Below are 7,663 nucleotides of genomic sequence, written 5' to 3' on the forward strand. Positions count from 1 at the left end.
CGCGACTCATAAGTGCTCGGTTATATGCGGGCCAATTGGTTGTGCGGTAGATTTTGTGTGCAGGCTTCTTCATTTGAAAATTATATCGCTGAAAAAGCCTTTACAGATAGGTTTGTGCAACAAAGCCGTTTTTATTTAATTTATTAAATTTAATCCGATAAATTCTGTTGGTTTTCATGCGCATATGCTGTTGGATATTCAACACTTGCTTATTTAAAATCAGCAAATAATTCAATTTTTATATCTTTTTTAATGCAATAGATTTAGCTTCGCTTTTACCATCCTTTAATAATGTTCCGACATAAAAAAAGCCTACTCACGTAGGCTTTTTTTGGCTCAAGCTTATTTCCCCATTTTGGTCGCCAAGGCTGTCAATTTTTGATAACCCGTTGGCAATAAACGTTGAATTAAATCAATCGCTTTCGCATCATTACCAATCAGTAAACGACGCTTGTCTTTTTGTACAGCTTCTATAATTTGACGCGCTGCTTCTTCTGGTGGGCAACGTAGGAATTTATTAAATGATTGCGCAGATTTTTGTGGATTCATACCCAAACTTTTCAGGCTATCATTCATTTTAGCTGCATTGGCAATATTGGTACGAATACCACCCGGATGTACGCACAGTGCGCTGACACCACAGTTTTCGATATCTAATTCTTGACGTAGTGATTCCGTAAAACCACGTACCGCAAATTTGGTTGCGTTATACGCTGACTGAGTAGGTTGCGCAGTTAAACCAAATAGACTCGAAATATTGATGATATGACCTTCGCCGCTTTGTTTAATATACGGTAGGAACTCTTTGGTGCCATAGACCACACCCCAGAAATTAATATTCACAATCCATTCAAGTTCGTCGTAACTTGCACCTTCAACAGTTGTACCTAAAGCCACACCTGCATTGTTAAAAATCATATTCACCGAGCCGTGGTCTTGCACAGTTTTGGCTGCCCAAGCTTTCATTGCCGCAAGATCTGAAACGTCGAGCTTTTGAGTGGTTACACGAACATTATGTGCTTTGACCAATTCAACCGTCGCTGCAAGCCCTTGTTCATTCACATCACTCAGTGATAAATGACAACCCTGTTTCGCTAATAAAACTGCTAACTGTTGACCAATACCTGAACCTGCACCTGTAATGGCAGCCACTTTATTTTTGAAGTTTTTCATTGTGATTCCTTATTCCTTTATGCTGCCCATTGCGCCACTACTGTGGTTAAAAACGCGAATATGCGCAGTTCATCTACTTAATATAGTTTTGACAATTTATATTGTCAATATCTTCTCAGGACGTGCTATGCTGTCAAAATAGCCAAGACTTAAACATAGGTTTGAGCTTGAATTATTGATAAAATACAAGCAAATTTAGCTTCAATTCAGCGTATATTTTCCATGACAGATTCTACCCAACATACAGAACAACAACAGGCAAAAAATGTGAAGGAACGTCAGTTTAAAGGACTTTCGCTGAGTGAGCGCAAACAAGCGCGTCGTGAAAAGCTCATCGAAGCTGGCATTGAAGCCTACGGTACGCATGGCTTTTTTTCAGTTACTGTTAAAGATATTTGTCTAGAAGCAAAACTGACAGAACGTTATTTCTATGAATCCTTTAAGAAAAGTGAACAACTGTTCCAAACTATTTTCTTAAAACTGATCGACGAGTTACAGCAAAACGTGATGCAAGCCATTATGCAGGCATCAACGGATTCAAAAAAAATGATTGAAGCGGGTTTAACAGCGCTATTGATGACCTTAAAGAATAATCCACGTATGGCACGCATTATTTATATTGATGCCATGTTAGTTCAAGAACTGCATAACCAGGCCACCATACATGAAACCATGTCGCGTTTTGACCGTATGATTCATGCCTTTGTCATGCTAATGATGCCGAATATCAATAAATCAGAACGTGAAATCTCGATGATTGCTACAGGTCTCAATGGTTATGTGACCCAAATTGCAATTCGTTGGGTCATGAGCGGATATAAGCAGCCGATGGAAGAAGTCTTATCATCATGCAGCGTGGTATTCTTAGCTTTGCTCGATACGTTTTCTGAGCCGCAGTCACTGAATAAAAGCGCAGTAAAAAAATAAGCCTCCGAGATATGAGCGATTATTTACAATATTTTTTTAATGACAGAAAGATGATGCAAAGCCTATCTAGCTGAATCTTTCAGCATTTAATTTGTCACAATTTCTTTCTAAAGCGGAATGAAAGATTCTTTTTGCAATGATACTGTCATAATTAATCTTTGTAATAAGCCTGTCATAAATATAAAACGGTCCACCGTTTACATGAAATAGGGTATTGCGCTGTGAAAGATGACTATATTTTAATCGTCGACGACGAACTCCCGATTCGGGAAATGATCCATACTTCGCTCGATATGGCAGGTTTTCAATGCCAGCAAGCGGAAGATGCCAAACAAGCGCACCAAATGATTGTGGATCAGCGCCCTGCATTGGTGTTACTGGACTGGATGATGCCTGGTGGTGTCAGCGGTGTTGACCTCTGCCGTCGCCTAAAGCGTGATGAAAATCTATCTGAAATTCCTGTCATTATGTTGACTGCACGTGGCGAAGAAGACCATAAAGTCCAAGGTCTTGACGCAGGTGCAGACGATTACATGACCAAGCCATTTTCTACCCGCGAATTGGTTTCCCGTATTAAAGCAGTTCTACGACGCTCAAATGCACTGGGCGGTGAAAAAACCATTGATGCAAATGGTTTGATCCTAGATCCGGTGAGTCAGCGTGTGAGCTTTGGCAATACCATTTTAGAAATGGGGCCAACGGAATACCGCTTATTGGCTTTCTTCATGACCCATCCTGAACGTGCCTACACTCGTGCGCAATTACTTGATCAAGTCTGGGGCGGAAACGTGTATATTGAAGACCGCACCATTGACGTTCATATTCGTCGTCTACGTAAAGTCTTAGAACCTTTTAACGCAGACCGTTATGTCCAAACGGTTCGTGGCACTGGTTATCGTTTCTCTACACGTGCCGATGCAGTATTAGGTTAGTTTTTTAGGTCATTCATTATTTATGTACGAACCATATCCGGTCCCCGAAATTGCCAGTGAACACAAAAAGTTTCGTTATAGCAGTTTATGGACTTTTGCCAAACAGGATCTAAGATTACTGGCTTTTTTCCTGCTGATTGCCGCACTAATCGGCTTTGGTATCGGATATTTATGGGTCTGCATTTTAACCGCATTTGGGGTGTTTTTTGCCCTGCAATTGCGTTCTTTATATTTGGTCAATGATTGGATTTCCAACCGCCCCTACGATGTACCGCCCAATTTAGACGGTATTTGGGGCGCTTTATTGTTCAATGTTTACCGTGCACAGCGCCAAGAACGTATTGTTCAAGCTGAAATGGTCGGTTTGATTGATCGTGCTCAGTCTTCATTGGTCGCTTTGGCTGAAGCTGTGGTGTTAATTGATGAACTACATCAAATTGAGTGGTGGAACCCTGCCGCGGAAAAATTACTCGGCATTCAGCAACTCGATCATGGCCGTAATATTTTGAGTATTTTGCGTCAACCAAGTTTTATCGAATATTTCACCAATATAGACCTCGCACCAGATGGTTTGAAAATGAAATCATCCGTGTTGGAAGATCACTATGTGCAAGTGAAATTGACACGCTTTGGTCGAGAAAGCCGTTTATTGGTGGCCTATGACGTTACCCGTATGCATAACCTCGAACAAATGCGCAAAGACTTTGTCGATAATATTTCACATGAGCTGCGCACCCCCCTTACCGTACTCAGTGGTTATATAGAGACCTTTACCGACCAAGAAGACTTAAATCCACGCTGGAAACGTGCATTTGATCAAATGCAGTCACAAACTCGGCGTATGAATGCATTGGTGAATGATTTATTGCTGTTATCGCGTTTAGAAAATGATAAAAAAGTAGCAAAAAATCAAATCATTGAAATGCCAAGTTTAATGAACCAATTATATGACGACGCACATGCCTATAACGTGGATTATGGACACACGCTGAACTTAGAAATAGACAGCCATTGCGACTTGATTGGTTCAGATGTCGAACTGGCTAGTGCTTTTAGCAACTTGGTGACCAACGCCATCAAGTACACTCCCAAAGGTGGCACGGTGACTATCGGTTGGCATGATGATGGAACGCACGGTTATTTCACCGTAGAAGATACCGGTATTGGGATTGATCCTAAACATTTGCCACGACTGACAGAACGTTTTTATCGTGTCGATAGCGCGCGTAGTCGTCAAACAGGTGGCACCGGTTTAGGGCTGGCCATCGTCAAACATGTACTGATGCAACATCAAGCATATTTAGAAATTGAATCGAAAGAAAATCGTGGTTCATTATTTAAAGTGGTATTTCCGAAAGAGCGTCTTTATCACGTCAGCTAAAATCCAAGTCTCATTATTTCAGTATGGTTAGCTAATGCGTTGCTCCGACTCGATTTGATGTTCGCGTTGTTTCGCTTGACGGTAAGCATCACGCTGTTGCATGCGTTGCAAAAATGCTTGAATCTGCGGATATTCGCCTTTACTACGTGTGAGTAACGCTTCCAAAGGAAATGTCATTTGAATATCAGCAAAGCTAAATGGCCCTGCGAAAAATTCATTTTCTGCCAAATGCTGCTCGATAAAATAAATTTGATCTTTTAAACGTGGGCGAATAAAGCCCCGCTTGACCCCATCACACACACGACTGGCAATAGGTTTGATGACCCAAGGTACATGCTGTGGCACATTGGTCATCACCAATTGCATGACCAATAAAGGCATAAGGGAACCTTCTGCATAATGCATCCAATATCGGTATTGCAGTCGAGATTGCTGCGTTTTCGGTGCAAAGTAACCGTGACGATCATAGTTCTCTTGTAAATATTCCAAGATCGCAGCCGACTCCGCCAATACCAAGCCATCATCAACCAAAATGGGGGATTTTCCCAAAGGATGAATGCTTTTTAATTCAACTGGTGCAGAAAAGTTCGGCAAGCGCTTATACAGCTTGACTTGATAATCTAAGCCTAACTCTTGCATGGCCCATAAAATACGAAAGGAACGTGACTTTTCTAAATGATGTAATACCCGCATGGGTTCATCTCCTGCTGTATTCAAATCGAATTTTTTGTTATCTGCCAGTCATACTTTTTATCGTTGGCTTATTACCAACATGTACAGGTTTTTATTCGCTTAATTGATGCCTAAACATATAAAAAACTTTTATTTTTACATACATTATATGAGTCCTGTTTTAATGTCTAGACTGCGTAGTAGGGTCTTGGTGACAGGCGTTTTTTCACAAATTGCCAAGACTTTTTGTTTAAGCTCGTCACTTAAAGGGGTTTGAAAATTCAACCGACGATCAATCCATTCTACGCCTTCTTTATTGGCACAAAAATCTGCCTCAACGCTAAACTCACCCAATTCAATTGCCTTGTGCTGTGCATACATGCGTAGCGTAATCATGGTACAGGAAATTAAAGCCGAACAAAGCAAATCATAAGGTGCCAAACCCAAATCACCACCACCAAAAGATACTGGCTTATCGGTAATTAATTGATGCTGCCCACTCTGAATTTCACCCGACCACGGTGCACTCAATGTTTGTACTTTAGCCGTTGCAACAATACCCATATCGTGTTCCTTATTGTTTTCGATTCAATTATTGGTCAACAGCACCCAAAGGTAAATTAAGTGCTGGAGCCATAGTTTTGATGCTTAAATTAATTTGAGCAAATGTCGTTAACGTGAGGCACGCATTTTTTCAGGGAATGCTGGCGCTTCCAAACGTGGACCTTCATAGTCAGGGATTGAACCAAATCGTTCATCGTGATTAATCCATTGCTCTCGTGCGGTATTGAGCTCTTCTTGGGTGCGTCCAACAAAGTTCCACCACAGTAAAATCGGCGACTCGAAAGGCTCACCACCCAGTAGTAAGATGCGACTCCCTGCATGTACATCAACTTTTACTTGGCTTAAACCTGGCTCTAAAATCACCATGTTGTCATCATTGAGCTCATGACCATTAATTGTCGCTGTGCCCTCAAGTGCCATAAAACCATATTCGTACTTTGGATTTAGTACCAACTGTGTCGTGGTGCTTTCATTGGCCTGAAGGTCAACCCCTAAAAGTTCCGTATGTACCTGTACAGGCGATTTGGTTGTAAGAAACTCACCTACCAGTACTGTAAATTCAATGCCATCCTGACTCACTACGGGTAGTTCTGGATAGTGGTCAAACTGGGGAGCCATATTAATTTTATCGTCTGGCAACGCAATCCAAAGCTGTGCCGCATGCATTTGAGTTTCTGTATCCGGTGCCACTTCTGTATGTGAAATACCGTATCCAGCCGTCATCAAATTAACTTGTTTCGGACGTATTAATTGATATGTACCCAAGCTATCTGTATGCATCATTGTGCCATCAATCATCCACGTAAACGTCTGCAAACCAATATGGGGATGTGGGCCTACATCTAAGCCATCACCTTGCGGAAAATGTACGGGACCAGCATGATCCAAGAAACACCATGCACCAATCATGCGTTTATAACGACTTGGTAAAGCACGTTTAATCACTGTACCTTGCCCAATTTCGGCACTACGCAATGGAAATTCTTGAATAAATTGGTTGACATATTTTTCGCAATCGTCCGAGTGAGATAATTCGGTGTAATTGGCATTAGTCATATGGATACCCTTAATAATCTGGCTAAACCATCGTAAGCATGGTTTTAGCTCGGAAGTTTTTTACATTATATCTGTATTTTTTTAAGCGAATTTGTCCCCCATTAATACGCTGAATCACAGCAATAGGACAATAGTTTTTTTGTTGCTTGATATGACGTCAAATACATATCAAAAGAAAATCTTCCTAATAGTCGCTACAAGAAAAATGCAGCTTGAAATCATTTAAATTGCAAAGTTGTGTAATGATTATTTTATTTAAAGCACATGATTTAAAACTAAAAAATTAATTAAATCATTGTCATATTGATGTTTATTATTTAAACAAAATACGTTAAATTATAAAAGTTACATAAAATAACACTAGTAACTACTCTCAAATGGTGTACCTGCTGCATGATCAACGAGTATAAAAAAGAATCTCGACTACTGATTCAAAAAGCACTTGAGCAATCCTTTATCAGTGTTCCTGCCCAATTCCGCCAAGAGTTTTTCCGCTACCAGCAAGCCCATCTATTTAAATTTTTCCTACAAGTCAATCTCGTCGCTCAATTGGCCTATTTTTCCTACATTTTTGCCGATTGGTTCATGCTGCCAGATGTTGGCTTTATTGCATTTTTAGTCAAAGGTACTTACACCTTTTGCATGACCTTGATTACCTTTGCCATTTATAAATACAGTAAAAGTATTTTAGTCTTTGATTTGATGCTGCCCGCTTCTATTGTGGGAGCAACTGCTATTTGGTTTTGGCTGGTGAATTTATCCCAAAGCCCCGATGTACCTATTTATTTATATGCATCTTTGGTTTTTATTGTTTTAGCCAATTTATGTATTCCGCAGATTCAAATCCCAAGTGCAACACATTTGTAGTTAGTTGAAAAAGTTAGGTGTATTCATAGAATCATTAGACTTTTTCAACTCGCAATTGGAAAGCACACAATGAAGAAATACACCCAACTTT

8 protein-coding genes are annotated in these 7,663 nt (G+C 40.3%); 4 read left to right on the plus strand and 4 right to left on the minus strand.

All coding sequences use genetic code 11. The annotated features are described in order from the left end of the window. Positions 1-342: 342 nt before the first annotated feature. Positions 343-1,173: an SDR family oxidoreductase gene (locus FTV09_RS16360; protein WP_180058899.1), complete on the minus strand. Its 831-nt coding sequence runs from the start codon at positions 1,171-1,173 to the stop codon at positions 343-345. A gap of 222 nt (positions 1,174-1,395) precedes the next feature. Between FTV09_RS16360 and FTV09_RS16365 the strand changes: the two genes are divergently transcribed. From FTV09_RS16365 to phoR, 3 genes are all read left to right on the plus strand, one after another. Next, a complete protein-coding gene (locus FTV09_RS16365; protein WP_180058900.1) occupies positions 1,396-2,100 on the plus strand; it encodes a TetR/AcrR family transcriptional regulator in 705 nt (234 codons plus the stop codon). A 221-nt stretch (positions 2,101-2,321) separates the two neighbouring features. Then, positions 2,322-3,032, plus strand: coding sequence for a phosphate regulon transcriptional regulator PhoB (phoB, locus tag FTV09_RS16370; RefSeq protein ID WP_067765513.1), 711 nt, complete (start codon positions 2,322-2,324; stop codon positions 3,030-3,032). Positions 3,033-3,054: 22 nt separating this feature from the next. Further along, complete coding sequence (phoR, locus tag FTV09_RS16375) at positions 3,055-4,413, plus strand: phosphate regulon sensor histidine kinase PhoR (RefSeq protein ID WP_067765516.1); 1,359 nt, start codon at positions 3,055-3,057, stop codon at positions 4,411-4,413. 27 nt (positions 4,414-4,440) lie between these two features. Here phoR and FTV09_RS16380 read toward each other — a convergent pair whose 3' ends face one another. The 3 genes from FTV09_RS16380 to FTV09_RS16390 form a co-directional block, all read right to left on the minus strand. Beyond that, a complete protein-coding gene (locus FTV09_RS16380; protein ID WP_180058901.1) occupies positions 4,441-5,106 on the minus strand; it encodes a glutathione S-transferase family protein in 666 nt (221 codons plus the stop codon). A gap of 144 nt (positions 5,107-5,250) precedes the next feature. Then, entirely contained in the window at positions 5,251-5,649 is a 399-nt protein-coding gene (locus FTV09_RS16385; RefSeq protein ID WP_180058902.1) for an OsmC family protein, read from the minus strand. Positions 5,650-5,757: 108 nt separating this feature from the next. Then, a complete protein-coding gene (locus FTV09_RS16390; RefSeq protein WP_180058903.1) occupies positions 5,758-6,705 on the minus strand; it encodes a pirin family protein in 948 nt (315 codons plus the stop codon). 393 nt (positions 6,706-7,098) lie between these two features. On the opposite strand from FTV09_RS16390, the gene FTV09_RS16395 reads away from it, so the two are divergent. Next, positions 7,099-7,572, plus strand: coding sequence for a hypothetical protein (locus FTV09_RS16395; protein ID WP_180058904.1), 474 nt, complete (start codon positions 7,099-7,101; stop codon positions 7,570-7,572). The last annotated feature ends 91 nt before the right edge of the window (positions 7,573-7,663 follow it).

Source organism: Acinetobacter sp. YH12227 (genome assembly GCF_013417785.1).
GTDB lineage: Bacteria > Pseudomonadota > Gammaproteobacteria > Pseudomonadales > Moraxellaceae > Acinetobacter > Acinetobacter gandensis.

Bases quoted from the DNA above. Each gene is read 5' to 3' on its own strand.
- FTV09_RS16365 (WP_180058900.1), top strand. From the start codon at position 1,396: ATGACAGATTCTACCCAACATACAGAACAACAACAGGCAAAAAATGTG.
- phoR (WP_067765516.1), top strand. From the start codon at position 3,055: ATGTACGAACCATATCCGGTCCCCGAAATTGCCAGTGAACACAAAAAG.
- FTV09_RS16360 (WP_180058899.1), bottom strand. From the start codon at position 1,173: ATGAAAAACTTCAAAAATAAAGTGGCTGCCATTACAGGTGCAGGTTCA.
- FTV09_RS16380 (WP_180058901.1), bottom strand. From the start codon at position 5,106: ATGCGGGTATTACATCATTTAGAAAAGTCACGTTCCTTTCGTATTTTA.
- FTV09_RS16390 (WP_180058903.1), bottom strand. From the start codon at position 6,705: ATGACTAATGCCAATTACACCGAATTATCTCACTCGGACGATTGCGAA.
- FTV09_RS16385 (WP_180058902.1), bottom strand. From the start codon at position 5,649: ATGGGTATTGTTGCAACGGCTAAAGTACAAACATTGAGTGCACCGTGG.
- FTV09_RS16395 (WP_180058904.1), top strand. From the start codon at position 7,099: ATGATCAACGAGTATAAAAAAGAATCTCGACTACTGATTCAAAAAGCA.